This is a genomic window from Paractinoplanes toevensis, assembly GCF_018332695.1.
Lineage (GTDB): Bacteria > Actinomycetota > Actinomycetes > Mycobacteriales > Micromonosporaceae > Actinoplanes > Actinoplanes toevensis.
Genome location: NZ_BOQN01000152.1, coordinates 1 through 22,467 on the forward strand (window position 1 = coordinate 1; position 22,467 = coordinate 22,467).

Genomic DNA, 22,467 nt, shown 5'->3' on the forward strand with positions numbered 1-22,467 from the left:
GGCGGTCGGGTGATGTTGCGGCTGGTGACGCGTCTCCCGTACTGGAAAGGTTTGATTCTCGCGACCCTGACCTCAAAAGGTGTCTAGGCGCCCCGACCGTGGATCTTGCGGACTTGTTGCGCGCTCCGCACCGCTATTCCACAAGGGCGAGCCGCGCCGCGTCGGCAGCACCAGATATATACGGCATGTCATGTTCTTTGGCCGCAGTCAGGCTCGGGATGTGGGGCGATTCCCGCCCGGCAGGATCGGGCTCCCGCGATGCGGGACGCCCGCCGAGAAGCCGCGTGCATCTCCAAGCCCAGGTTTCGCTGCACGAATTGGGGTCTCGCTAGGCGAGGGGGAGGCCGGCCGACTGGGTGTGGGTGGGCTCCGGGGCCGCGTGGTGGGTCAGGACGGCGGCGGTCATGAACGTGCCACCCACCGCCAGCGCCCCCAGGATGCCCAGCGAGATCTGCTGCTCGTGGTCGAGCTGGCGGTCGTAGTCGGACTGGTTGATCACGGTGGTCCGGCCGTTGTTCTCGATCACGTACTGGCCGTTGCGCATCTCGGCCCGGCCGTCCAGGGCGGCGAACGCCAGAACCACCGACAGCCAGAAGCCGAAGAAGACCACGCCGGTGAGCATCGCCGCCCAGTGCGGCACGTGCGGCGGCACCCAGGAGGTCAGGCTCCAGCGGACCCGCGGCCGGGTGGTGCGGTAGGCCCAGCGGTTGCCGAGCACGCCGGCGATCACGCCGGGCACGGTCAGCACGGCGGCCACGCCGACCGCGGCGGGGGTGGGCACGAGGCGCACGCCGGCGAGCAGGCCGGCGATCAGCACGGCCGACCAGAGCATGCCGGCGGAGCACATCGCGCTGAGAACGACCAACAACCGATGCGGGATCATCAAGTCTGGACGCTAGCCGCCGGCACGGCCCCGCGGGGCGGTTTCCCGCCGACGCGGCGTGTGCCGGCGATAGACACTGACCGTCCGGTCGCCGGCGATCCAGAAACGCCATGGCACGTCGAGCGCCGACGTCACGCCGACCCGGGGTCCGGCGGCGATCGTCCCGGTGGGCGAATCCGGCGGAGACAGAACGGCGGGACCGGTGCCGTCGATCAGCGAGGTGTCGTTGGCCGTACGGTCCAGGGCCAGAACCTGCATCAGCTTGGCCGGCCCGGCGGCCAGGTCGTTGTCGCGCCGGGCGGCCGGCCGGCGCTGCCGGGCCGTTTCCAGGCCGTCGGTGACCTCGCCGGCCCGCAGCAGCACGGCCGCCGCCCGGCCGGGCTCGCCGCAGACGATGTTGGCGCAGAAGTGCATGCCGTAGATCTGGTAGACGTACAGCCGGCCGGCCGGGCCGAACATGACCTCGTTACGGGCGGTCATGCCGCGGTGGGCGTGGCTGGCCGGGTCCTCGCCGAGGCCGCTGTACGCCTCGACCTCGGTGAGTCGCACGGTCACCCCGTTCGCGGTGAGTCGCCAGCCGAGGAGCGTGCGGGCCGTCTCGTCCACGGCGGTCGCGGGCAGGTGCAGCCACGGGTAGTCCACCCGTCCAGGGTCTCACGATTGTTCAGCGGCAACTATTGCGGACGAGGCAAGATCAGGGGTATGCGGCCCGACCCCGATCTGCTCCAGCAGTGGGTGATTGGTGAAGGTTTGCCGGCGGGGCAGGTCGGTCAGCGGCTGGGGCTGAGCCGCGCGGCCGGATACTCGTGGCTGCACCGCTACGGCATCACCGGGTCCGGCCCGTTCGTCGCCCAGCAAAAGTTGATCGCCCGCTGGCGGGCCGGCCTGCTCGTCGCCCAGCTTGCGGCCGAGCTGGGACTTCCGCCCGACGCGGTGCGCGAGCGCCTGGTCGCCGCCTCGGTGCTGGAGCCGGCGCGCACCTATTTCGTGGTCGGCTCGCGGGACGACCCGCTGCCCGAGCACCTGCTGCGCGACTGGTACGTCCGGGAGGGCTTCACCGTCGCCCAGGTCGCCGCGCTCACCGGCACCACGCCGCGTCAGGTCCGCTACCGCCTGGCCCGTTACCGGTTGTCGGCCGGTCGTCCCGGTCCCGCCGCGCGCGCCCGGCAGCGGGAACTGCTCACCGAGTACGGCGTGCCACCACGCCGAACAGCGACGCCTCGACCGGGGTCGGCCGTTCCTGCGCGTCCGACGGCCGCCATTCACTGATCGGCACCACGCCGGGATCGATCACCTCGAGGCCGGTGAGGAACTGGTCGAACTCGGCCCGGGTGCGCGGGTGGACGTCCGAGCGGCCGGTGCGCAGCGACTCGTCCCAGTTCGCCTTCAGCTCCGGTGTCAGGAAGTCGGTGGTGGCGCAGGTCATCACGAGATGGCTGCCGGCCGGGAGCGCGCCGAGCAGGGTGTGCACGATCTCGCGCGCCTGGTCCTGATCGGACAGGAAGTGCACGACCGCGACCAGGACCAGCCCGACCGGTTTGCTGAAGTCGATGAGAGAGGCCTGCTCCAGGATCTTCTCCGGGTTGCGCAGGTCCTCCTCGAGATACCGCGTCTCGCCGTCCGGCGTGCTGGTCAGCAGCGCCCGCGCGTGCACCATCACCATCGGGTCGTTGTCGACGTAGACCACCCGGCTGGACGGGGCGATCCGCTGGGCCACCTCGTGCGTGTTCTCCGCGGTGGGCAGCCCGGTGCCGATGTCGAGGAACTGGCGGATGCCGGCGTCGGCGGCGAGGTAACCCACCGCGCGGCCGAGGAACGCCCGGTTGGCCCGGGCGGCGATCCGCGCCGCGGGGTACGACTTCGCGAGCAGGTCGCCGGACTCCCGGTCGGCCGCGAAGTTGTCCTTGCCGCCGAGCCAGTAGTTGTAGCGCCGCGCCGGGTGGGCCACACCGGTGTCGAACCTGTCGGTCATGGCCAGGATCCTAATTGGATCATGCGACCGAGGCGAGAGCCACTCGCATTTTGGCATTCACTAATAGCGATCAGCTCATTACGGTTAGCGACAAGGGAATCTCGGACAGAGATTCTCGCCGTATCGATCGAGACATCTGAACTGTCTCGTTCGAGACACTCGAACAGAGGAGTCGCATGTCCGAGACCGGGTCGACCGTTCCACGCCGCCAGGTCGGGCGCCTCATGCGGCAACTGCGCGAGCAGGCCGGCATCTCGCTGATGGCCGCCGCCGAGGAGCTGGAGTTCTCCCGAGCTCGGATGTACCGGATCGAGAACGGCGAGGTCCCGGTCCGCAAGCATGACGTGATCGCGATGTGCACGGTGTACCGGGCCACCCAGCGGATGACCGAGGTGCTCATCGGCCTCGCCCAGGAGTCGAAGGCCAAAGGCTGGTGGCACGCGTACGGCGACGTGGTCCCCGGCTGGTTCGAGCTGTACGTCGGGATGGAACAGGCGGCCGGCCGGCTGCGATCGTTCGCGCCGGGCGTCATCCCGGGCCTGCTGCAGAGCCGGGAGTACGCCGAGTGCGTCTTCGGCCACTGGATCGGCGCGGACACCGCCGCGGTCGACAACGCGGTGGCCGTACGCCTGGAAAGGCAATCCCTGCTGATCCGCAACCGGCCCGCGGCGCCGCGCCTCGAAGTGATCCTCGACGAGGGCGTGCTGCGCCGCGGCATTCCCGACCGGCTCGGCATGCGCAAACAGCTGGCGCACCTGGTCAACATCTCGACCCGGCCCAACGTCGGTGTCCGGGTCATCCCGTTCGGGGCGGGCCCGCACAAGGCGGCCAGCTCCGGCCAGTTCACCATCCTCGAGTTCCCGGCCGTCGGCACCGCCTCGCCGGAACCGACAACCATCTATTGCGAGAGCCTCACCGGAGCCCTCTACCTCGATAAACTCGCCGAAGTCGAGACGTACGAATCGATCTGGGTCGAACTCGAAGAGGTCGCGCTCAGCCAGGCCGAGTCGGACGACCTTATCGCCGCGATCATCAAGGAGACCGATGATTGACCTGTCCGGTGCCGTCTGGCACAAGAGCACCCGCAGCGGCGGAAACGGCGGCGACTGCGTCGAGGTCGCGGTGAACCTGCCGCGGGTGGTTGCGGTCCGTGACTCCAAGAACCGGAACGGTGCGGCCCTGGTGTTCACCCGCACCGACTGGCGCTCGTTCGTCGAGGGCGTGAAGGCCGGCGAGTTTTAGGTCTCCGTGATCCTTTTCTTAAGGGCTGATTAGCCGGGCGGTGCGCATCGAGCAGCGCACCCATAGTGAACGGGCGCCGTCCCCACCGGTCGCACCGTTCCCTGCCCGCCACCCACCAGCCCGAGGTGCCCTCCCGTGTCGATGTCCGCCGCGTCCCGTATCCGTTACACGCTGGTGGCCGGCGCCACCGCGGTGGTGATCGGAACCGGGTTCACGGTCATCGGCCTGAGCCGCCATGCCGATGCCGAACCAGCCAGCGCCGACCGTCCGCTGGCCGAGGCGACGACCACCACCGACGCCACGCCACCGGTCGACGCGCCGCTTTCCCCGTCCACTACGCCGACCCCATCCCCGTCGGCCACCCAATCGCCGTCCCCCAGCGCGACCCCCAAGAAGACCGTCACCACCCGGAAGACCGTGAAGCCGACGAAGACCGCCACAAAGGCCGCCTCGGCTCCGAAGACCGGCGACGCGATCCTCGACGCGGTGCTGGCGCACATCAACGACGCCCGCGCCGACGAGGGCCTGGGCATCCTCACCCTGAACGCCGACCTCTCCAAGGCATCCGCCCTGCACAACCAGCTGATGATCAACGGTTGCGGCCTCCAGCACCAGTGCTCCGGCGAGCAGGGCCTGGGTGAGCGCTTCAGCGCGCAGGGCGTGAAATGGAATTCGGCCGGCGAGAACATCGGCTTCGGCTCCAGCGGTTCGAGCGACGCCGACATCATCAAGGCCGCCAACGGCCTGACCGACAGCATGCTGGCCGAGGTCCCCCCGAACGACGGCCACCGCAAGAACCTGCTGAACTCCGGCTTCAAGCGAATCGGCCTGAGCGTCGTCCGGGACAGCAAGGGCATAACCTGGCTGACCCAGGACTTCGTAAACTAAGACCTTTTCCCGTACGCGCAGCGAAAAGTCCACTGGCACTCAGTTCCAGCCAGGCGAAACTCACCCTCCGCGCGCCCGCTGCGGGCGGGCCCGCCACATCGCTACTGCCGTTCCCACTGCTCCTTGGTGATCGCGTACCGCACGCCCCCGAGTTCGGAACCCTCGACCATCCGCATGTCCGGGGGAGTGTCGAGCGTGCCGGTCATCGTCATGCCGACCTTCGCCATCACCTTCCGCGAACCGTCGTTGAGGGCCATCGTCGCGGCCCAGACCGTGTGCACGCCAAGCTCCGTGAAAGCCTTGGTCAGCAGGGCCCGCGAGCCCTCGGTCGCGTACCCCTTGCCCCACTCCGCCCGGCGCAGCCGGTAACCGAGCTCGACCTCGTCCAGGGGCCCGCCCCGCTCCGGCCGCAGAAGAAACCAGCCGACGAACGCACCGCGCTCCTGGTCGTGCGCCGCGAACAGCCCGAGGTCACCGCCCCACCTCTCGTAGCCGGCGAGAATGCTGGGCAGGTCGCGCTCGCGAATCTCCTCCGGCGTGGTCGGCCGGCCACCGGTCAGATAACGCATGACGGCCGGGTCGCTGTCCAGCTCGATCAGCAAATCCGCGTCGGCAGCGGTGAAGCGACGCAAAGTGAGGCGCTCGGTATCCAGATAGGCATCCACGAGCGCATCTTGATCTAAATGGGCGGAAAGAACCAACGCTTTTACGGCCAGATCCGGGCCCGGCTCGAAGGCGTAGCCGAGCAGCCTCCGAACCTCGCCGATCACTTCCTGGTGTGCGACGTCTCGTCACGCAGTCGAGCCCGCATCAGCGCAACCGTCTGCTCGCGGAAGGGCCGCCGTCCACCGGGCTGTTCATCACCGAGTTCCCGCAGGATCCGCATGCCCAGTTCCCGAAGCGTGACGTCACTGTCACTCACGAGCGCGACAGCACGGTCGAAGACCTCCCGAGACGGTCGCCGATGCAGGGCGGAAAGAGCCGGCATCGCAACTTCGCCGTCGTCGTCCTCGACCTCCCGCCTCGCCAGCCGCACCAACACCGCAAGCGGCAGCTCCTCCGCACCGGGCAGATCAAATCGCTCACCCGCTCAAGTCTGCCCATCCCGCCCGTCACCATGGACCGCATCGCGTCGACTGCTGCCCAGCCAAGTGCCGGCCCCACAGAGGCTGGCGTCCCGGGTGTCCGCGATCTACTACACCTCAGGTACTCGACGCTTCAGGAGGCAGAACTCGTTGCCTTCAGGGTCAGCGAGAACATGCCATGGCTCCGTGCCGGTCTGGCCGATGTCGGCTACCCGAGCACCAGCCGCCAGCAATCGCTCCAGTTCCTCCGGCTGGTCCCGATCGGTGGCGTTGACATCGATGTGCAGACGCAACTTGCCGGCCTTGGGCTCGTCAGTGCGGTTGAAGACGATCGTGGGCTGCGGGCCGCCGAAACCAACCCCGGGCGGACCGATCTCTATATCCTCGCCGTCACGTTGCAGTTCGACATAGCCCAATACCTCGCACCAGAACCGCGCCAGCAGCTCAGGATCATGTGCGTCCAGGATCAGTTCGGTGATGCGAGCGGCCACCCGCTCACCATATCCGCACATGCCGCGCGTCGCTCGCTACGTCTGCGTGCCGCACGACCGCATCTGGTTGCGATCCATGAAGCCGAGATGCTCGGCATCGTATGGCCGGTATCCCACCGAGCAGTGGTAGCAATGCTCGGCCTCGTCGTTCGCCCGGTACCACTCGTGGGCCCCGCAGTCGCTCGAGGCCTTGCCCGCGATACCCAAATCAACGAATACCTGCGGAAGATTCCGCCGTAGGCGTGTTCGCCAACGAAACCGGCCGCGACGGGAGTTGGACACATCCGCAAGCTACGCCGACTTCGTCATTGATCACAGCGGATTCCGATCAGGACGCTCCATATCTGCCGCGATCCGGTCGCTGCAGTGACGACGTATGTTGCCGAGTGCAGTAATGCGGCGGTCATCGGCACTCCGGTGAGGCGCTCGGTCAACGCGAACGCGCATTCGGTCGCGTCGGCATTGTCGCTGTCCTGACCATCCGTGACGAAGCCGGCCGCACTCACCGCCGGTGGCCTGGTCAGTCGGCTGCGGTGTCACCATCGGCCCGGACGGCACCGGATCGCCGCCGCATACAGCAGTAGATCGTGAAAGAAGCGGCCAGCTTTGCGGGCCTCATCGGTATCGCGGCGCGGACTCTCGTACACCCCGACCGGAACCTGATGCGCACAACGTTCGTCCGATCGGTGACGGCAACTCAGGTCACGGCGTGGAGGAGTGCTCGATGCGGCGCATGCTTGTCATCGCGATCGTTGCCGGACTGCTGGCGGCGGCCACGGCGGGTTGTGCCCGCGAAACCGAGGTCAGTGCCTCGCCAACCGCGGATGCGTCGGCCGGAGACCGGCCGGCGGAAGCCGAGGAAGCCAAGGAAGCCGAAGTTTACGTGCAGGTATTGCGCAGATACCTCGGTACGCCGTCAGAGAACTCCTTCCCCGACCGGACCTTCGAGACGGTCTACGTGCTCGACCAGGCGTATCCGGACGCCAGTGACCCGATGGGGAAGCCGGAACGGGGCGAGCCCATCGGGCCGGACACCCGGCACCAAATTACTTCCGCCCTCGCCCGGGTGGCATTCATCCCCGACCGGACCGCCGTGATCGAGACGAGAAACGGCTGCGCGCAGGTCAAAGATGACGGCATCTTGATCACTCTGGCCACGGTGAACGGTGACGACCACGAGGTGCGGGTCGGTATCAACGGCTTCGTCGCCTGCCTCGGCGCTACCTGGCTGACCTACGTCGTGCATAACGAGCCCGGCAGCGGGTGGCGGGTGACCGGCACGACCGGCCCGATGGCCATCTCGTAACCCGGAAGCGCCGCCCGGGTCAGGTTCGCCAGGGGTGGCCCGGGTGGACCAGGTCCAGGGCGGCGTTCAACCAGGTGCGCTGGGCGGCAGTGAGGGCCGGGGCCAGGACGGCGTGGTCGGCCTCGTCCTTCGGACGGCCGTATTTCGCCTTGAAGAGCAGGACCACGTCGGGGCTCAGGTAGGGGATTCCGTCGCGGCCGGTCAGCACGATTTCCGCGTACGGCCGTCGCAGGCGAGCGTGGCGTCGGCAGATCCAGGTGTCACCGTCGTGTGGCTCGCGCATCACGTCGAACCGCCACAACTCGGCCGCCGGATCCAGTGCCCACGTCTGATGCTCGGTGTCGAGGGCGGACGGCGTGGCCGGCACCACCCGCCCGCTGCCGGCCACGTAGAAGGCCAGCTCCGGAAACCGCCCGGCGATCTCGGCGAACCGCGACCGAGGCACCCCGATCTCCAGGTCCTCGTGCTCCCGGGTGACCCGGCCCAGGTGCAGGTCGACCGCCCAGCCGCCGGCGACGTACCAGGGCGTGGCCACACCGGCCAGCCGCTCGGTGACGACGCGGGGATGCCAGGCCTGCCACGCCTCGATGTTCGGGGTCACCCGATGGAGCCTAGAGTGCTGCGGTGCCCAACATACTGACGTCACTGTTCCGGAAGCTGACACCGGCCAAGCCGCCGGCCGTCAAGCAGGAGAAGCCACGCGGCCGCCACCTGGAGTACTCGCCGAGTCTCGACGGTGACGCCGACCCGGGCGAGGTCGTCTGGACCTGGGTGCCCTACGAGGAGGACGCGTCGCAGGGTAAGGACCGGCCGGTTCTGGTGGTCGGGCGCAAGGGGCGCCGGGTGCTCGGGCTGATGCTGTCCAGTCAGAGCGAGCGGGACGGTCAGCGCGACTGGTTCGGGCTGGGCCCGGGCTCCTGGGACCGCGAGTCCCGGCCGAGCTGGGTGCGCCTGGACCGGGTGATCGAGGTCGACCACACCGGCATCCGCCGGGAGGGCGCGATCCTCGATCGCGGCCGTTTCGACCAGGTCGCCGGGAAACTGCGCAAGGAGTACGGCTGGGCCTGACCGGACAGCCCGGCGCGCATTCCGGATAGCGTGGTGCCCATGGGCAACGAGGTGATGGTCGGTTTCGGCGGCAAGCAGGCGTGGCTGGCGGTGGCCGGTGACGACGCGTCCGCCGTCCTCGAGGCGCTGGGCCTGCGCGACCTGGGCCCCGTGCCGTGGCGCGAGGGCATCGACCTGGCCCACCTGACCGATGACCGGGTGGCGGTGACCCCGCCGCTGCCCGGCGCCCGGGACACCCGTTGGACCCTGGCGGTCGGCCGCCGCTTCATCGCGGGATCGGTCGATGTGATCGCGCTCTCCGCCGAGTTGCACACCGAGGTGCAGTTCTTCGCCACCCATCGGGTGACCGAGCTGCATCGCTGGCAGCGGGCCGTGGACGGCGAGCTGATCCGCTCGTTCGGTTATGTGGGGCAGAGCGGTGAGGTGACGTCCTGGTTCGGCGAGCCCGGCCCGGCCGAGCGGGACGCGGGACTGCCCGCGCAGCTGGACGAGGACACCACTGTCCTGATCAGTGAGCGGGACGTGTTCCGGGTGGCCGATGCCTGGAGCATCGACCCCACTACGTTGACCGGGCGCCCGGCGTCCGGTCAACTGCGGCTCGGCGCGACCGACTGAGAGAGGCCAACCGATGCGCAAGTACGTGATCATGGGTGTTCAGGGCAGCGGCAAGGGCACCCAGAGCGAGCTTCTCTGCGACGACCTCGGCCTGGTGCACATCTCGGTCGGCGACATCTTCCGCTGGCACGTCAAGAAGCACACCAAGCTGGGCGCCCACGTGCGCCGCACCATGAACGCCGGCGAGCTGGTCGGCGACGATCTGGTCGAGTCGGTGGTGCGCGAGCGGCTCGACCAGCACGACTGGAACTACGGCTTCGTCATCGACGGTTTCCCCCGCAACGGCCGGCAGGCCGAGTTCTTCATGGAGAGCTACGACATCGACGGGGTCATCCACCTCGAGCTGCCCGAGGACGAGGTGCGGCGCCGGGTGCTCAGCCGCCGGCTCTGCCCGAACTGCGGCATGGACTACAACCTGATCGCCGACCGCCCCAAGGAGCCGGGTCGCTGCGACATCTGCGGCCACCAGCTGATCACCCGGGAGGACGACACCCCGGAGGCGCTCGAGGCCCGGCTGAGCGACTACAACGAGAAGACCCGCCCGGTCCTGGAGCTGTTCCGCCGCAAGGAGTACGTGCACGACATCGACGCACGGCCGCCGGCCGAGGAGGTCCAGGCGTCAATTCGCGACGCCCTGCATCTCCCGGCCTACAAGGCGACGGTCTGACCACATCAGGACCACCCCGACGGTGGCGAGAGCCAGGATTCCGGCGAGGATGCGGTAACCCGTCACCATTCCGGCGGTGAAATCGGCGGCCGAGCGCAGCGCGTGGTGCTCGTTGAGCACCGTGCCGATCAGCGCGATGCCGAGCGCCGCACCGAGTTCCCGCGACGCCGAGTTGATCCCCGAGCCGAGCCCGGCCTGCGCCGGCGGCAGTCCCGCGAGGATGCCGCCGGTCAGCGCGGGCGCGCACGCACCCATGCCGACGGCCATCACGAACAGGTAGACCGCGTACAGCGGATACGGCGTGGCGGCGTCCGTCGTGGACAGCAGCAGGAGTCCGGCCGCGATGATCGTCAGACCGGAACCGATCATCGCGCGCGCACCCAACCGCTCGGTCAGCGGCACCGCCCGCCGGGTGACCAGGCCCATGCCGAGCGCCAGGGGAAGGGTCGCGAACCCGGTGACCAGCGTCGAGTAGCCCTTGACGTCCTGCAGGAACTGGGCGTTCACGAAGAACAGGCCGAACAGGGCGAAGAACCCGACGGCCACGCCGATGGCGCCGGCCCGGACCGTCGGAACGGCGAAGACGCGGGGATCCAGCAGCGGCCGTCGCGCTTTTCTTGCGTACGCCGTGAAGAGCGTGACCAGCGACGCGCCCGTCACGAACCCGGTGATGACCGGCCCCGAGCCCCAGCCGCGTTCGGGCCCCTCGATGATTCCGTAGAGCAGGGCGAACAGCCCGCCGGTGAGCAGCACCGTGCTGATCGGGTCGACGTTCGCGTCGTGCCGCGGTACACGTGGCACCCAGGCGGCGATCCCGGCCGCGAGCAGCAGCGCGGCCGGCACGAAGACGGCGAACAGCGCCGCCCACCCCCAGTACCGCAGCACCACCCCGGCGATCAGGTTGCCGGCCATGCCGCCGAGGCCGAGCGCGGTGGTCCAGAGTGCGATGGCGTGCGGCCGCCGCTCCGGCCGGGTGTCGTTGAGCAGGAGCGCGAGGGTGGCCGGCTGGGCGAGGGCGGCGGCCGCCCCGGCGAGACCGCGCCCGGCCTGGAGCACTGCCACGGTCGGGGCGAGCGCGCTGACCAGGTTGGCCGCTGAGAACAGCAGCAGGCCGGCGAGCAGCACTCCCTTGCGGCCGAGCCGGTCGCCGAGCGCGCCGGCCGGGATGAGCACGGCCGCGAAGACGAGCACGTAGGTGTCGACGATCCAGACCAGTTGGCTGCCGGTCGGGTGCAGGTCGCCGGCGGCGAGCTGCGGGATGGCCAGGTTGATCGCCGAGACCAGCGCCTGGAGCGTGATCACGGCGGCGCACATGAGTGCGAGCGTCTTCCTCATGAATTCGACGCTAGGATCGAGGTGATCTAACGTCAAATGCATGCTTCACAACTGAGAGTTGCGTACGGTGCAATTGGATTTGAATTTGCTGGTGGCGCTCGATGCCCTCCTCGAAGAGGGCAGCGTCGGGGGTGCCGCCCGGCGGCTGCATCTCTCCGAGCCGGCCACGTCGCGGGCGCTCGGCCGGATCCGGGCGGTGATCGGCGACCCGATCCTGGTGCGGTCGGGCCGTGCGATGGTGCTGACGCCGCGCGCCCAGGACATCCGCACCGAGGTGCATGCGCTGGTCGAGCGCACCCGGGCGGTCTTCACCCCGCCCGGACCGCCCGATCTCGGCTCACTGGACCGCACCTTCTCGATCCTCGGCGAGGACGTGTCGATCTCGGTCGGGCCCGGCCTGCTGGCCTTCCTGCGCGCCGCGGCACCCGGCGTGTCGTTGCGCTTCCTCGGCGAGTCCCCCTCGGCCGACGGGCACGAGCTGCGCGACGGCCTCGCCGACCTGGACATCGGGGTGGTGCCGGACGCACCACCGGAGATCCGGGTCGAGCACCTGTTCACCGACCGGGTCGTCGCGGTCGTGCGGCCCGGGCACCCACTGGCCGCCGCCCCGCTGACCCTGCCGGAATACGCGGCGGCCGGTCATGTGAGCGCTTCCCGCCGAGGCCATCTGACCGGCCCGATCGACGAGGCGCTCGCCGAGCACGGCCTGCGCCGGACCGTCGCCCTGGCCGTGCCGACCTTCGCCGCGTCGATGCTGGTGGTCGCCCGCACCGACCTGGTCGGCCTGATGCCGCGCACGATGGGCCGGGAGACGATCGCGTCACTCGGCCTGGTCGCGGTCGAGGCTCCGGTCGAGCTGCCACCGATCCAGCTGTCGATGGCCTGGCACCAGCGCTACGACGCCGACGGCGCCCACCGCTGGCTGCGCGAGGGAGTGCGCCGGACGGTGAGCGCGCTGACCGCCGACCCGGCGTGACGCCTCGGTCAGTTGTGCACGCGGCTGTGTTTCTCCACGTACATCGCGGCGTCCGCCTCGGCCAGCACCGCGTCGGGGGAGAGGCCCGGACCGCCCAGCGCCGAGCCGACGCTGCCGCCCACCCGCACCGGGCCGGTCGACAGCGGTATCGCCCAGTCGAAGCACCGGCGGACCTCGGCCGCCACCGTCGCGGCCCGCTCGGCGTCCGTGTGTGGCAGCAGCGCCGCGAACTCGTCGCCGCCCAGCCGGGCCACCGTCGCGTCCGGCCCGCACACGTGCCGCAGCCGCTCCGCGACCCGGCAGAGCAACTCGTCGCCGGCCAGATGTCCGTACGTGTCGTTGACCGCCTTGAAGCCGTCCAGGTCGACCAGGAGCACCGCGTACGGCCCGTCGGCCGCCTCGGCGAACCGCCGCCACAGCAGCGCCCGGTTCGGCAGCCCGGTCAGCGGATCGTGGTAGGCGGCGTGCTCGAGCCGCCGCTCGTAGCCGCGCTGCGCGGTCACGTCCTGCAGGGCCACGATCGTCCCGTGCACGGTCTGCACCGTCTCGGCCAGCACCTGCACCACCCGCCCGTCGCCCCGGACGATCCGCAGCTCCAGACCGGACTCACCCGGCATCAGCCGGTGCAGATCCACCGGGGTGCCGTCCTCGAGGGTCGCCCGCACGTCGCCGAGCGGCCCGGTCAGCTCGGTCGCGGCCCGGTTGGCCAGCACCACCTCGCCGTCCGCGCCGGTCACCACGACCGGGAACGGCATCCGGCTGAGCACGTCGGCGAGCAACTGCTCGTGCCGTGCCTGCTCGCTCTCCATGTGCATGAGCAGCCGCCGCATGCCGTAGACCAGCAGCGGCGTCATCAGCATGCCGATGTAGGTGCCCGGCATCAACCGCATGTCCGCGGCCGCGAACCCGGTCAGGCACACCCCGATGTAGCCGGCAATCATCGGCAGCAGTCGCCGCAACCGGCCGGTCGCGGCCCGGAACAGCAGCACGAAGAAGATCGGGCCGACCACCGGGTCCTGCTCCCGCACCTGGAACACCATCACCGCGACGGCCGCTAGTTCCAGCAGATCCACCGCGAACGGCACCAGCGCACCGCGCCGGAGCTCGGCCACCCGCAACACGAAGACCGCAGCCAGTACGGCCGCGACCACCGCCATCGCACCGTCCGACGCGTGCGTCAGCGCGGCCTGGCCGAGGGAGATGCCGCCGACCAGCACCATCGCCGCCAGGAACAACAGGCGAAGCGAGCGCAGCGGGTCGCGTCGGATGAGGGCAGTCACCCCACAACGGTGTGTCCCGCCGGCTCCCAAATCGATCTCGGACCGGTAGTGGTTCGGTTAGAAGTCGTCACACCGGTTTTTCCTTCCTGACAACCCGGCGGCGCAGGTTGCGCCCGGTGGCTGCGGCCACCAGGACGAGGACCAGGAAGACCGCCAGGGTCGTGCCGATCACGGGGAGCGGGCCGGGCCACGTCGGGAGGGGTAGATCGGGTGGGTCGACGCCGGCCAGCGGCAGCACCCAGCCGGTCGCCAGCCAGGTGACCAGAGCGCCGACCAGCCCGACCACCGCGGCGATCGCGACCAGGATCGGGTACGTCCAGCTCGTGGCCCAGGCGAGTCGGCGGCGGCTCAGGCCCTGGCCGCGCAGCGCCGACAGGTCCTCGACCCGGCGCGCCTGGTCGACCGTCGCGGCCAGCACCAGCGCACCCCCTCCGAGCAGCACCGACAGAGCGCCGGCCAGGACGTAGAACCAGAGCGACAGTGCCGGTCCCTGCTCGTCGAGCTGGCGTCGGACCTGCTCGGCGCGGGTGTCGCCGACGACGGTCAGCCCCTGCACGGAGAGGCGGTCGATGATGTCGGCCGGTGCGTCCGGGCCGAGCCAGACCTGGGGCTCCAGGGCCCGACCGGCGTCGGTGGCCAGCCGGTCGGCCCACTCCAGGTCCGCGAGGGTGGCGTGGCGGCCGAGCCGGGGCACGGCCGGGAGCTCGCCGATCGTCTCGACCGGCAGCGGACCGCCGCCCGCTCCGGTGATCGAACCGGCGAGCGGGGCCGCACCGGAATAGGCGACGGGGAGCGGGTACGGAGCGTCGGCCGGATTGATCCAGGCGCCACCGGCCAGGCCGTCGGGGGCGTCCAGGCTGATCCGGAGCCCGGCCGGGTCACCGGTGAGGGTGCCGTACTTGGCCATCCGCCAGCGAGCCGGCTCGAAGAGCGGGCCGGCCGGGTCGGGCGTGTTCAGCTTGTTGATCACCAGCTGGCCGGTGACCTCGGTGATCGTGGTGGCCGCCACGACCTGGAGGCCGTTGAGCCGGCAGCCCGTCCGGCACACGTCGACGCTCTGGCTGTACCGGAATCGTCCGTTGCGAATCTTGCCGAGCTGCACGAGGGCGTCGCCCGAGCCATCGGTCGACGAGACCGCGACCAGGAGCCGGAGCTGACTCTTGTCGTCCAGGCCGGTGCCGGTGGCCTCGATCGTGATGCCCGCCCCCGAGAAGATCGGCGGCGTCGGGGCGTCCGGGCGCAGCCGGCTCGCCACCTGAGCCGCCGGCGGCGCGCCGGACGGCCAGTTCGCGACCGCGGCCAGGCGGGTCGAGTCGACGGCCAGGCCGAGCGGTTCGTTGTGGCCGGCGCTGGGCAGGCGGACGGCGGCCATCGCGTATCGGCCGTCCGGGTCGACGTTCCGGACCGCGGTCAGCAGTTGGCTGCGGAAGACCGAGCCGCCGATGTTCAGCACCCGGTCGGCGCCGACGCCGAGGCCGGACTGGACCGCCCGGCCACCGGCGGCGACATCGATCGTGCAGGCGGCGTAGCCGGCCACCGAAATCGTGGCGGCCAGAAGGGCGAAGAGCCGCCGAGCGCCCGGCCGGCGGGAGAGCTGGAAGGCGGCCAGGGCCACGCCCAGGTGGCCACGGGCGAGGGCGTGCACGGCGTACCGGGTGACGGCCGGGAGCAGCAGGCGGGCCCCGGCCACCGCGATCGCCAGCATCAGGAACGCGGGGGCCAGCATGCCGACGCCGGTCAGGGTGCCGTCGGAGATGACCAGCTGCGCGGTGGCCACGACCGCGAGCAGCAGGATCACCGCCTCACCGGCCAGCGCGCGCGGGTCGTTGGCGGCGACCGGGTTGCGCCGCAGCAGGTTGACCACCGGGCTGAGCAGCTGCCGGCGCTGGGCGAGGACGGCCGCGAGAAGTGCGGCCAGCGCGGCGTACGGCGCGTACCGCAGGGAGCTCCAGCCCGAGTCGACGCCGGTGCCCGGGAAGCGGGCAGCCGCGATCGCGTTGACCAGCAGTTGGCCGGCCACGCACCCGGCGACCGCGCCGACCGCCACCGAGGCGACGTTCTCGCCGATCGCGAGCCACCACCGCATCCACCATCGGGAGCCGCGCAGCGCCACCACCGCGAGCTCGGGCTGCCGGCCCTCGGTGCCGTAGCCGACGGCCAGGAGGATGCTGAAGCAGGCCAGCAGCACCAGCGGCACGGCGAGAACCGGTACCAGCAGGTCGGCGGCGGCCCGGCCCGCGTCGATGCGGTCGAGCAGCTGCGGGATCTGCGTTCTGATGTCGATCGCCGTGCCCAGCTCGGCCGGGTCCGATCGCAGCGCGGCCAGTCCGGCCCGCAGCTCGTCGAGGTGATCGGGGTCGAGCGCCCGCGGCCCGGCCGCGCCGTCGACAGCCTTGGCGGTGGCGCCGTGGTCGATCACGGCGAACGTGGCCGCGTTGGTGAAGACCGGTTCGCCCGGCCCGACACCGGACACGGCGGTGAAGTATCCGTGGGTGCCCCAGTAGGTGTCCTCGGGCGCGTCGACGCGATAGGTGCCGGCGATCACCAGCTTCTTCGGCTTGCCGTCCGGGAGGTAGCCGGGATCGGCCGGGTCGTCGCTGTATCGGGACGCCCGCATGGTGATCGACTGCCCGGCCACCAGATGGAGACGTGCCGCCACGGCCACTCCGATGATCACTTCGCCCTCGACGGCCGTGCAGCGGCCGCTGACCATCCGGACGTGCGAGCAGACGTCCTGGCGGAACACGAAGCGGTCGGCGTACTGCTTGCCGGGCTGGATGCCGATCGCGGTGAACTCGGCCGAATAGATGTAGGTGAAGCCGGGCAGATCGATCAGGGCCGAGCCGATGTCCTTGAAGTCGAACTGACCGCCGCCGCCGTCCTCGTCTTCCCGGTCGTTCTGCACCGCGGTCATGGCCAGGCTGCGCTCGGCCGCGTCGGCGGTGGCGATCTGACCGACGGCGATCGCCCGGTTGGCCGCGGTCAGATAGGCCGGCGAGGCAACGGCGGCCGCCACCGCGAGCAGAGCGAGCAGCGCGAGGGTGACCGCTTGGCCACGACGCGACCAGATCATGGCCAGGACGAGCGAGATCACCGTGCCCCCGCCCGGAGGTTCCGCAGCAGGGTCCGCACCGACAACCAGCCGGCCAGGCCCAGCACCAGCAGGGCGAGCAGACCGGCCAGGGCGACCGCAACGGTGCCGAGCGGGCTCGGTGGGGCGAGCACGACCCAGCCGTCGGAGAAGCCGGGCACGGTCGTCCGGGCGAACGGACGGGCCAGCGTGGCCGCGAACAAGCCACCGGCGAGTCCGGCGAGGAGCAGCCCGGCGGTGCCGGCCCAGCTCGCCACCGTCGCGACCCGGTGCGGCAGGCCCTGGACCCGCAGCGCGGCCATCTCGTCCAGTCGGGTACGCCGGTCGACCGCTCCGGCGACCGCGATGGTCGCCGCCGCGAGCAGCAGCCCGATCGCCCCGCACAGCATCACGAACCGGGCCCCGGCCGACGGGCCCTGTAGTTCCAGCCGATCTGCTCGGGCCGCCGCCGACTCGTCCTTCAGGACGGACAGCCCGTTCGCTTCCAGCGCGCCGATCAGACCAGGCTCGGCACCCGGAGCCAGCCACACCTGGAAGGTTCCGTCGTCGGTGGAGTCCCCGAGGATCCGGCGCGAGGCGTCGAGGTCGATGAGCACGCCGCTGGTGCCGAGCACCGGCAGCGCCCGGGCGGTGCCGGCCACCCGCACCGGAGTGATCCCGGTGCCCAGTGACTCCAGGCCCGGCTCGGTGAACTGCCAGTCGTCCGGGGGCTCCCCGCCCAGCACGATCGGCAGCGGCAGCCCGTTGTCGACCGCCCAGACCTGGTCGTTGGTCACCGCCGTGCCGATCAGGTTCTCGTCGATCGCCATCCGCAGGGCGCCCCGCGAGGTGTCGATGTCCATCGCGGCGCCGAACGTGCCGCCGCGCCAGCGGTTGATGTCGGCCAGCGCGGCACCGTCCAGGATGGTTGCCGGTGGGTTCTGCTGGGTCAGCCCGCGCACGGTGACGACGGTCGGGTAGTCGGCCGCCGCGGTGCGCCCCTGCGAGTCGGCCGGGCCGGTCACTTCCCAGCGGACGATGCGGCAGCCGGGCGCGGCCGAGCAGCCGTGCACCGGGCCGCTCAGCGTCTGCGTTCCCGGCCCGAGCGCGCCGAAGGAGACCCGGACCGCAGCGCCGGTGCCCTCGTGCTGCACCACGAGCGAGAGGGCGGCCGCCGAGTTGCCGAGGTGCTCCAGGCTGACGGTGAGCCGGTCGCCGGTGACGGCCGGCAGGGGCGCGGGGCCCGGATCGTCGGCTATCGCCGCCGGCAGTGCGGAAACCGGTCCGAAGTCGGGGCGCCAGCGAGCGATCGCGGCCAGCCGGGAGCTGTCGACCGCGAGTACGGCGGGCTGGTGGGTGGTGTCGACGACCGCCGCCATCGCTCGTTTCCCCTGTGGGTCGGCTCGGCGGACCGCCTGCTCGAGGACCGTGCGGTTGGCGGCCTGCACGGTCAGCACCCGCTGCGCGCCCAGCTCGGCGTCGCTCCGCGCGGCCCGGTGCGAACGATCGGCCAGCCATCCACCGAGCGCGGTGGTGAACATCGCGACCGTCACGACGCCCAGCGCGAACAGCCGGTCGGTGCCCGGCCGCCGAGACACCTGCACCGCGGTCAGTCCGAGCCGCAACCGGCCCGAGCGCACCGCCGCGCCGCCGCCTCGATCGGCGACCCGGGCCAGCACCCGGGCCAGCAGCACCGCCACCGCCAACGCCACCAGGGCGGGGGCGGCGAGCGCGAGTCCGCTCGCGGCGTCACCGGCCCGCGCCTGATAGACCGCCGCGATCGCGACCGCGAGCAGGAGCAGGTCGATCAGGCCGGACTTCCAGTCGCCGCGACTCGACGTGACCCGGCGCAGCAGATCGACGACCGACCGGCGCTGAGCCAGCGCCTCCAGCAGGGCCAGCACCACCAGCCCGCCGACCAGCACCGCAACCACCGCGACGATCGACAGCAGCTGCGCCGACCGCTGGTCGGCCGGGTTGCGGACCGGACCGGCCAGCAGCCGGGCCACCAGATAGCCGAGGGGCAGTCCGACGATCGCACCGGCCGCCAGCGGGACCAGATGCTGTCCCCAGGCCAGGCGGAGCATGCCGGACGGGGTGACGCCGCGCAGCTTCAGCAGAGCGGTGTCCCCGTGCCGGTCGCGGCTGGTGTAACGGCCGGCCAGGCCGATCGCGAACCAGGCCAGGATCAGCACCTGCACGAGCGCGACGGTGACCGTGGTGCGCACGGTCGCCCGGTCCCGCGCCACCGCGGCGAGCAACTGCCCGCTGGAGTTGAACAGCTCCAGCTGCTCAGTCCGGAGTTTGGCGCCGGCCGTGTCCAGAGCCGCGCCGAGGTCGTATCCGCCGTCCCCACGCAGCAGCCCCTCCGGGAGCCGGACGTCGCAGGTGACGGTCGGGTCGGCCAGCGGGTCGAGCTCGAACGTGCCGATCGGCGTGAACACCGGGTCGAGGCCGCTGAGCGCGCGGAAGAAGTGGTTGCTCCAGTAGGGCCCGTCCGGCTCGACCAGCGTGTAGACCGACACGATCCGAAACGTGACCGGCCGGATGCCCAGCGAGTAGTTCTCGGTCACCTGGTCGCCGCGCCGCAGTCCGAGCCGCTGCGCGGCGGCCGCACTGATCGAAACCTCGCCCGACGCGGCCGGGCATGGTCCCTGCAACCGGACGTGGTCGCAGAACTGGTCGCGGTAGGCCACCGGCATGCTGTCGGTCAGCGACCCACGGGTCACGTTCATCGCCAGCACCAGTCCGCTGACCGGGTCGGCCGACGGCAGCGCGACCCGGTCGCGCACCCGGGCGACGAACTGGTCGATGGTGGCCTGTGGATCGCCGTCGATGTGGGTGGTCTGCCGGACCGACAGGGTCAGCTGCTCGGGCGGGGCCGCGGCGACGACGGCCCCGGCGGCCGAGCTCATGCTCGCGAACGCGAACCAGGGGCCGGCCGCGGCGACCGCGGCGGCCAGCGCGGTGAGGACGAGAACGGCCAGAACCTGTGCGGTACGAGTCCGCACCGCCCCCACGATGAGCGTCAACATCACTCGGCAGGGTACGCCACCGGTCCATGGTCGTGGATACCCGACGAGCTGCGCTTTTACGTGTTTCTGGTGGTTTGGCCACAGTGGACGGCGTCGCTCGATCGTCAGTCGGCGTCGTGGACGTTGTAGCCGCGTTTGGTGAGGTGTTTTTCCACGGTACGGCTGACGTGTTCGAGGACGGCGACGCGGGCGTACGGCTTGTTGTCGCCGGCGATGATTTTCCAGTGCGCACGCTTTTTGTCGGTTTTGGCGAACATGTCCTCCAGGGCGGCCTCGTACGCCGGCCGTTTCTCGCGGTTGCGCCAGTCCTCGTCGGTGAGTTTCCACCGGCGGAGCGGGTCGGCGGCGCGATCCTCGAAGCGGCGGAGTTGTTCTTCCGGGGAGACGTGCATCCAGAACTTGACCAGGATGGTGCCTTCGGCGGTGAGGGTGCGCTCGAATTCGGCGATTTCCTGGTAGGCGCGGGTCCATTGTTCCTCGGTGGCGAAGCCCTCGACGCGTTCGACGAGGACGCGGCCGTACCAGGAGCGGTCGAGGATCGTCATGCCTCCCCAACCGGGAAGGACGTTCCAGAACCTTTGCAGAAAGTGATGCCTTTTCTCGTCGTACGTGGGTGCGGCGAATTGCGAGACGCGGACATGCCGGGGGTCCAGCGGTGCGGCGAGGCGTTTGATCGCTCCACCCTTGCCGGAGGCGTCCCAGCCCTCGAAGAGGATGCAGAGGGGTGGGCCGATCTTCTGCTCCCCGAGCTGGCCACCGAGCAGCAGCCGAAGCCGCAGGAGGCGTTGCTGGGCGGCCTCGAGCCGTTCGAGGCCTTCTTTCTTCGACAATTTGACCGACAGGTCGACCTCGGCGAGGCGAGTCATGCTGACTTCCTTATCGGCGATGTGGCGCTACCCAGGCGGCTCATCCGTACAGCATGGCCAAACCCGGTGTCCCGTGCACGCAACAGTGCGAGAGAATCCGTGTGTGACTCTCGTAGACGACCTGAAGTGGCGCGGCCTGATCCAGGACTCCACCGACCCTGATTCGCTCGTCGAAGCGCTCAACGGCGGAAACCTGACCTTCTATGTGGGCTTCGACCCCACCGCCGCCTCACTGCACGTCGGCCACCTCGTGCAGGCCGTGACCGCCCGGCGACTCCAGCTCGCCGGCCACAAGCCGCTGCTGCTGGTCGGCGGGGCCACCGGTCAGATCGGCGACCCGCGTGAGTCCAGCGAGCGGTCGATGAACCCGCCCGAGGTGATCGAGGGCTGGGTCGCGCGTATCCGCACCCAGCTCCGGCCGTTCGTCACCTACGAGGGGGCCAACGGCGCCGAGCTGGTCAACAACCTCGACTGGACCGGCCCCACCTCGGTGATCGAGTTCCTGCGTGACGTCGGCAAGCACTTCCCGGTCAACAAGATGCTGGCCCGCGACGTGGTGCGAAACCGGCTCGAGACCGGCATCAGCTTCACCGAGTTCAGCTACCAGCTTCTCCAGGCCAACGACTTCTACCAACTACACGTACGCCATGGCTGCGGCCTGCAGTTCGGTGGCTCCGACCAGTGGGGCAACATCACCGCCGGCGTCGACTTCGTGCGCCGCCGCGGCGCCGGGCCGGTGCACGCCTTCACCACCCCGCTGGTGCTCAAGGCGGACGGCAGCAAGTTCGGCAAGAGCGAGGGCGGCGCGGTCTGGATCGACCCCGAGATGACCTCGCCGTACGCCTTCTACCAGTTCTGGATCAACTCGGACGACCGCGACGTCAGCCAGTACCTGCGCTACTTCAGCTTCAAATCGCGCGAGGAGCTCGAGGAGTTGGAGAAGGCGACCGCGGAGCGGCCGCAGGCCCGGCTCGCGCAGCGAGCCCTGGCCCTCGAGGTGACCGCGCTGGTGCATGGCGAGGAGGAGGCCGCGCAAGCGGTCGCCGCTTCGCAGGCCCTTTTCGGGCGAGGTTCGCTGTCCGACCTCTCGGCGGGCACGTTGCGCGCCGCGTTGGCCGAGGCCGGCCTTGCTTCCGTACGCGGTGAGCTGCCGACGCTGGGTGCATTGCTCCGTTCGTCGGGTTTGGTGGCCAGTGCGAACGAAGCTCGGCGGACGATCTCCGAGGGCGGGGCGTACCTGAACAATGAACGGATCACCGACGGTGAGGCCGTTCTCGATCCCGCTGTGTTGCTGCACGGTCGCTATCTGGTACTTCGGCGGGGTAAGCGCACCTTCGCCGGCGTCGAATACGAAGCCTGACCTACCGTCCGCCGCCCCGCCACCCTTGGCCGGCCTGAAGGCTGAGTTTCCGATCGGCTCCCTGTGACGCGGCTCGCAGGGGGCCGATTTGGCGTCCGGGCCACGGCCCTGTAAAGTTTTTCGAGCCGCCAGGGAGACGGGCGAGCGAACGGAGGCCTTCGGGCAGCCGGAGCGGCCGTCCTGACGGAACCCAAAGGAATTGTCCCGACATATCGTCGTGTACTGTTCTGCGGGACTTGAGCTTTCCGTAAGTGATTTCCGGAAAATTACCCGGGTTTGACGAAGCGGTAAAGCGAGAGTAAAGTAAAACGAGTGCCCCGAGGGCGGG

At 70.3% G+C, this 22,467-nt stretch carries 22 protein-coding genes; 11 read left to right on the forward strand and 11 right to left on the reverse strand.

What is annotated here, in order from left to right; all coding sequences use genetic code 11:
- Positions 1–328: 328 nt before the first annotated feature.
- Positions 329–883 carry a hypothetical protein gene (locus tag Ato02nite_RS46900; RefSeq protein ID WP_246608167.1) on the reverse strand — a complete coding sequence of 185 codons (555 nt, stop codon included), beginning with the start codon at positions 881–883 and terminating at the stop codon, positions 329–331.
- 12 nt (positions 884–895) lie between these two features.
- Positions 896–1,525 carry a DNA-3-methyladenine glycosylase gene (locus Ato02nite_RS46905; RefSeq protein ID WP_213013225.1) on the reverse strand — a complete coding sequence of 210 codons (630 nt, stop codon included), beginning with the start codon at positions 1,523–1,525 and terminating at the stop codon, positions 896–898.
- Between the two features lie 60 nt (positions 1,526–1,585).
- Between Ato02nite_RS46905 and Ato02nite_RS46910 the strand changes: the two genes are divergently transcribed.
- Positions 1,586–2,152 (forward strand): beta/alpha barrel domain-containing protein, encoded by a 567-nt coding sequence (locus tag Ato02nite_RS46910; RefSeq protein WP_213013226.1) that lies wholly within the window; start codon positions 1,586–1,588, stop codon positions 2,150–2,152.
- Here the strand turns inward: Ato02nite_RS46910 and Ato02nite_RS46915 are convergent.
- On the reverse strand, positions 2,064–2,855 hold the full coding sequence (locus tag Ato02nite_RS46915) for an SAM-dependent methyltransferase (RefSeq protein ID WP_213013227.1): 792 nt from the start codon (positions 2,853–2,855) through the stop codon (positions 2,064–2,066). The genes Ato02nite_RS46910 and Ato02nite_RS46915 overlap by 89 nt on opposite strands.
- 176 nt (positions 2,856–3,031) lie before the next feature.
- Here Ato02nite_RS46915 and Ato02nite_RS46920 point away from each other — a divergent pair, with 176 nt between their 5' ends.
- From Ato02nite_RS46920 to Ato02nite_RS46930, 3 genes are all read left to right on the forward strand, one after another.
- A complete protein-coding gene (locus Ato02nite_RS46920) occupies positions 3,032–3,907 on the forward strand; it encodes a helix-turn-helix domain-containing protein (protein ID WP_213013228.1) in 876 nt (291 codons plus the stop codon).
- Positions 3,900–4,097, forward strand: a complete 198-nt coding sequence (locus tag Ato02nite_RS46925; RefSeq protein ID WP_213013229.1) for a DUF397 domain-containing protein — start codon at positions 3,900–3,902, stop codon at positions 4,095–4,097. Before Ato02nite_RS46920 ends, Ato02nite_RS46925 begins: the two co-directional genes overlap by 8 nt.
- Positions 4,098–4,238: 141 nt before the next feature.
- Complete coding sequence (locus Ato02nite_RS46930) at positions 4,239–4,985, forward strand: CAP domain-containing protein (protein WP_246608168.1); 747 nt, start codon at positions 4,239–4,241, stop codon at positions 4,983–4,985.
- A 101-nt stretch (positions 4,986–5,086) separates the two neighbouring features.
- Here the strand turns inward: Ato02nite_RS46930 and Ato02nite_RS46935 are convergent, their stop codons facing one another.
- A complete protein-coding gene (locus Ato02nite_RS46935; RefSeq protein ID WP_213013231.1) occupies positions 5,087–5,650 on the reverse strand; it encodes a GNAT family N-acetyltransferase in 564 nt (187 codons plus the stop codon).
- Between the two features lie 113 nt (positions 5,651–5,763).
- Between Ato02nite_RS46935 and Ato02nite_RS53410 the strand changes: the two genes are divergently transcribed.
- On the forward strand, positions 5,764–6,801 hold the full coding sequence (locus Ato02nite_RS53410) for a hypothetical protein (RefSeq protein ID WP_438873125.1): 1,038 nt from the start codon (positions 5,764–5,766) through the stop codon (positions 6,799–6,801).
- 65 nt (positions 6,802–6,866) lie between these two features.
- Here the strand turns inward: Ato02nite_RS53410 and Ato02nite_RS46950 are convergent, their stop codons facing one another.
- Entirely contained in the window at positions 6,867–7,067 is a 201-nt protein-coding gene (locus tag Ato02nite_RS46950) for a DUF6461 domain-containing protein (RefSeq protein ID WP_213013234.1), read from the reverse strand.
- Positions 7,068–7,285: 218 nt separating this feature from the next.
- On the opposite strand from Ato02nite_RS46950, the gene Ato02nite_RS46955 reads away from it, so the two are divergent.
- Positions 7,286–7,867 carry a hypothetical protein gene (locus Ato02nite_RS46955; protein ID WP_213013235.1) on the forward strand — a complete coding sequence of 194 codons (582 nt, stop codon included), beginning with the start codon at positions 7,286–7,288 and terminating at the stop codon, positions 7,865–7,867.
- A gap of 19 nt (positions 7,868–7,886) precedes the next feature.
- Here the strand turns inward: Ato02nite_RS46955 and Ato02nite_RS46960 are convergent, their stop codons facing one another.
- Complete coding sequence (locus Ato02nite_RS46960) at positions 7,887–8,468, reverse strand: nucleotidyltransferase domain-containing protein (RefSeq protein ID WP_213013236.1); 582 nt, start codon at positions 8,466–8,468, stop codon at positions 7,887–7,889.
- A gap of 44 nt (positions 8,469–8,512) precedes the next feature.
- Between Ato02nite_RS46960 and Ato02nite_RS46965 the strand changes: the two genes are divergently transcribed.
- Genes Ato02nite_RS46965 through Ato02nite_RS46975 form a run of 3 tightly spaced genes read left to right on the forward strand, consistent with a single transcriptional unit; the run spans position 8,513 to position 10,217 of the window.
- Positions 8,513–8,935 carry a type II toxin-antitoxin system PemK/MazF family toxin gene (locus Ato02nite_RS46965; RefSeq protein ID WP_246608169.1) on the forward strand — a complete coding sequence of 141 codons (423 nt, stop codon included), beginning with the start codon at positions 8,513–8,515 and terminating at the stop codon, positions 8,933–8,935.
- Positions 8,936–8,974: 39 nt separating this feature from the next.
- Positions 8,975–9,550 carry a hypothetical protein gene (locus Ato02nite_RS46970; protein WP_213013238.1) on the forward strand — a complete coding sequence of 192 codons (576 nt, stop codon included), beginning with the start codon at positions 8,975–8,977 and terminating at the stop codon, positions 9,548–9,550.
- Positions 9,551–9,563: 13 nt separating this feature from the next.
- Positions 9,564–10,217, forward strand: coding sequence for an adenylate kinase family protein (locus tag Ato02nite_RS46975; RefSeq protein WP_213013239.1), 654 nt, complete (start codon positions 9,564–9,566; stop codon positions 10,215–10,217).
- Here Ato02nite_RS46975 and Ato02nite_RS46980 read toward each other — a convergent pair.
- Entirely contained in the window at positions 10,170–11,552 is a 1,383-nt protein-coding gene (locus tag Ato02nite_RS46980) for an MFS transporter (RefSeq protein WP_213013240.1), read from the reverse strand. The two genes, Ato02nite_RS46975 and Ato02nite_RS46980, sit on opposite strands and share 48 nt — an antisense overlap.
- 91 nt (positions 11,553–11,643) lie before the next feature.
- On the opposite strand from Ato02nite_RS46980, the gene Ato02nite_RS46985 reads away from it, so the two are divergent.
- On the forward strand, positions 11,644–12,528 hold the full coding sequence (locus Ato02nite_RS46985) for a LysR family transcriptional regulator (protein ID WP_246608165.1): 885 nt from the start codon (positions 11,644–11,646) through the stop codon (positions 12,526–12,528).
- Between the two features lie 8 nt (positions 12,529–12,536).
- On the opposite strand, the gene Ato02nite_RS46990 is transcribed toward Ato02nite_RS46985, so the two are convergent.
- The 4 genes from Ato02nite_RS46990 to Ato02nite_RS47005 all read right to left on the reverse strand — a co-directional run bounded on the left by Ato02nite_RS46990 (position 12,537) and on the right by Ato02nite_RS47005 (position 20,779).
- Positions 12,537–13,808 carry a diguanylate cyclase domain-containing protein gene (locus tag Ato02nite_RS46990; RefSeq protein WP_213013242.1) on the reverse strand — a complete coding sequence of 424 codons (1,272 nt, stop codon included), beginning with the start codon at positions 13,806–13,808 and terminating at the stop codon, positions 12,537–12,539.
- Positions 13,809–13,875: 67 nt separating this feature from the next.
- On the reverse strand, positions 13,876–16,902 hold the full coding sequence (locus Ato02nite_RS46995; RefSeq protein WP_213013243.1) for an FtsX-like permease family protein: 3,027 nt from the start codon (positions 16,900–16,902) through the stop codon (positions 13,876–13,878).
- On the reverse strand, positions 16,899–19,913 hold the full coding sequence (locus Ato02nite_RS47000; RefSeq protein WP_213013244.1) for an FtsX-like permease family protein: 3,015 nt from the start codon (positions 19,911–19,913) through the stop codon (positions 16,899–16,901). Before Ato02nite_RS47000 ends, Ato02nite_RS46995 begins: the two co-directional genes overlap by 4 nt.
- A gap of 104 nt (positions 19,914–20,017) precedes the next feature.
- Positions 20,018–20,779, reverse strand: coding sequence for a polyphosphate kinase 2 family protein (locus tag Ato02nite_RS47005; RefSeq protein ID WP_213013245.1), 762 nt, complete (start codon positions 20,777–20,779; stop codon positions 20,018–20,020).
- A 103-nt stretch (positions 20,780–20,882) separates the two neighbouring features.
- On the opposite strand from Ato02nite_RS47005, the gene tyrS reads away from it, so the two are divergent.
- Positions 20,883–22,139 (forward strand): tyrosine--tRNA ligase, encoded by a 1,257-nt coding sequence (tyrS, locus tag Ato02nite_RS47010; RefSeq protein WP_246608166.1) that lies wholly within the window; start codon positions 20,883–20,885, stop codon positions 22,137–22,139.
- Positions 22,140–22,467: the final 328 nt, after the last annotated feature.

Coding starts and splice junctions, on each gene's coding strand:
- Ato02nite_RS46900 (WP_246608167.1), bottom strand. CDS start 883: ATGATCCCGCATCGGTTGTTGGTCGTTCTCAGCGCGATGTGCTCCGCC.
- Ato02nite_RS46910 (WP_213013226.1), top strand. CDS start 1,586: ATGCGGCCCGACCCCGATCTGCTCCAGCAGTGGGTGATTGGTGAAGGT.
- Ato02nite_RS46915 (WP_213013227.1), bottom strand. CDS start 2,855: ATGACCGACAGGTTCGACACCGGTGTGGCCCACCCGGCGCGGCGCTAC.
- Ato02nite_RS46920 (WP_213013228.1), top strand. CDS start 3,032: ATGTCCGAGACCGGGTCGACCGTTCCACGCCGCCAGGTCGGGCGCCTC.
- Ato02nite_RS46925 (WP_213013229.1), top strand. CDS start 3,900: ATGATTGACCTGTCCGGTGCCGTCTGGCACAAGAGCACCCGCAGCGGC.
- Ato02nite_RS46930 (WP_246608168.1), top strand. CDS start 4,239: ATGTCCGCCGCGTCCCGTATCCGTTACACGCTGGTGGCCGGCGCCACC.
- Ato02nite_RS46955 (WP_213013235.1), top strand. CDS start 7,286: ATGCGGCGCATGCTTGTCATCGCGATCGTTGCCGGACTGCTGGCGGCG.
- Ato02nite_RS46970 (WP_213013238.1), top strand. CDS start 8,975: ATGGGCAACGAGGTGATGGTCGGTTTCGGCGGCAAGCAGGCGTGGCTG.
- Ato02nite_RS46975 (WP_213013239.1), top strand. CDS start 9,564: ATGCGCAAGTACGTGATCATGGGTGTTCAGGGCAGCGGCAAGGGCACC.
- Ato02nite_RS46980 (WP_213013240.1), bottom strand. CDS start 11,552: ATGAGGAAGACGCTCGCACTCATGTGCGCCGCCGTGATCACGCTCCAG.
- Ato02nite_RS47000 (WP_213013244.1), bottom strand. CDS start 19,913: ATGTTGACGCTCATCGTGGGGGCGGTGCGGACTCGTACCGCACAGGTT.
- Ato02nite_RS47005 (WP_213013245.1), bottom strand. CDS start 20,779: ATGACTCGCCTCGCCGAGGTCGACCTGTCGGTCAAATTGTCGAAGAAA.